This window comes from Aestuariivirga sp. (assembly GCF_037139295.1).
In the GTDB taxonomy this organism is placed as follows: Bacteria; Pseudomonadota; Alphaproteobacteria; order Rhizobiales; family Aestuariivirgaceae; genus Aestuariivirga.
Genome location: NZ_JBAXGR010000280.1, coordinates 1 through 1,877, shown reverse-complemented (window position 1 = coordinate 1,877; position 1,877 = coordinate 1). Strand labels below are relative to the sequence as shown.

1 protein-coding gene is annotated in these 1,877 nt (G+C 53.9%); it reads right to left on the bottom strand.

The window, feature by feature from the left end; translation table 11 throughout:
* Positions 1–442 precede the first annotated feature (442 nt).
* Complete coding sequence (locus tag WCJ41_RS21900; RefSeq protein ID WP_336907950.1) at positions 443–1,756, bottom strand: glutamine synthetase family protein; 1,314 nt, start codon at positions 1,754–1,756, stop codon at positions 443–445.
* Between the last annotated feature and the right edge of the window lie 121 nt (positions 1,757–1,877).

The window sequence follows — 1,877 nt, the reverse complement described above, 5'->3', positions numbered from 1 at the left end:
GTCCATGGCTTCCTACTACATATAGTAGGTGTATGCGTCAACCGGATAGGCACGCCTCTTTCAATCACATAAAGGACCAGATCGCTTTAGGTGCGGGGACTGGGTCACAGGCGAAAGGGGCGTTCCACTCTTGTCGGGCGCACCGATGTCGTTGGACTGTAGACTCAGCCATACCTATGACGGATTTTCACACTCCATTCTGATTGGAGTTGTTGAGGGCGTGAGACTAGCAGAGGGTGAGGCGCACGAGTCACTCATCTGGCAAGGACGTCGCTATCACAAGCCTCTCGAGTTTGTGGAACTCGTGCGAAGGCCCGCCGATATCTTCCTATCCGCTGATGACATGCTGTTTTGAGACAACACCAGCCTCGCACTTAGCTGGTAAGTTCGGGAGGGCAATTGCGGCGCGTGTTAGCGCCGCAATTGCCCCTGTATGGTCGTGTCAGTAGACGTCAGCGTAGGCAGCGCACCGAGACGACGTGTCGCGATCACCCAAGTATGCGATCTCTGCTCTCTTATGAGCTGTGTAAATCGAAGAAAAGCAAGGTGGGAACCAGCTCCTAACAACGGCATTTGCCTCGAACTTCTGCAGCGCTTGCTCGAGGGAAGTTGGCAGGCGCCCATATCCACGCTTTCCGAGCTCGGTGTCTGACAGGACCGAGAGATCTTCCTGGGTGATCTCGGGTGCTGAGAGCTGTTCCTCAATTCCTTGACAACCTGCGTGAACGATAGCTGCGAGTGCTAGGTAGGGAGAAGCTGCGGCGTCGGCAGCACGGTATTCGAAGTTATACTGTTTCTGTATCTTGTCTGGTTCCCTCGCGGTAACAGGACAAATGCGTACGGAAGCTTCGCGATCCCTGAACCCAAGATTATTGTACGCTGCACTCCATCGGTGCGGTGTGAGTCGAAGATAGGAAACGTCTGAGGGTGCCGTCAGCGCAATAATAGAGTCGAGGTACTTCAGGATGCCCGCAACAAACGAGGCGGTGAGCTTCGACATATTGCCTGGTCCACCTGGGTCGTAAGTCTTTGGTGCGCCGGTGTGATCAACAAAACTCATATGAATGTGAACCCCGTTTCCGACGCTGGTCGGGTTCGAGATTGGCACAAAGGTCACCCGCTCCGAAAATCTTCCAGCGACCATGCGAGTGACTTCGCGGAGGAATACAGCATGGTCTGCTGATCGATGAGCTAGTGCCGGTCCATTGGTTACCTCGAATTGATTGGGTCCGAACTCAGCCATGAACGTGTCAGCCTGCAGTCCCGCAGCAGAGAGGGCAGCCATCAACGTTTCACCCATGCGACGCTGTTTGGTGAAGGCCCTGAGTGAATAGGCGTCAGGTACAGTTTGTCCAGTCTTCACAATCTGGAACTCATGTTCGAAAGCACTCATCAGCTCGACACCAGCCAGTGTTCGAAGTCTCTCAAGGGCACTTTTGAGAAGCGAGCGAGTACAGCATTCCCAAGGATTTCCCTCTAGGTCAGTGATGTCTCCAAGAGCGAAACGCTCGACTGCTCCACCGTCCTCCATGTCAATCGTGACGGTGGCGTTTCGATCAGGAACCAGTAGCAAGTCTCCCAATGAACCATAGGGACCTTTGCCGATGACGTCGAAACAGGTGATCATTACATTGGTGGGGGTCCAACCTACCCCCCGGCTGCTCCGCTTCTCGTAGTCAGCCACAGGGAATGCCTTTCCCCGGGTCCTGCCTGCGAAATCAGAAGTTGCCACAAACAACAATGGGTCCGAAATCATTCTATTCTCCGGTTGCCTGATTTTCCGAGGAGGATTTGAAAGTCTGAAACCAGGGATGCTTTGTACAACGGGGATGTCCCGGTCGATGTAGAAATTCGCAGTGAGGTTGGCGTTGCTCTCC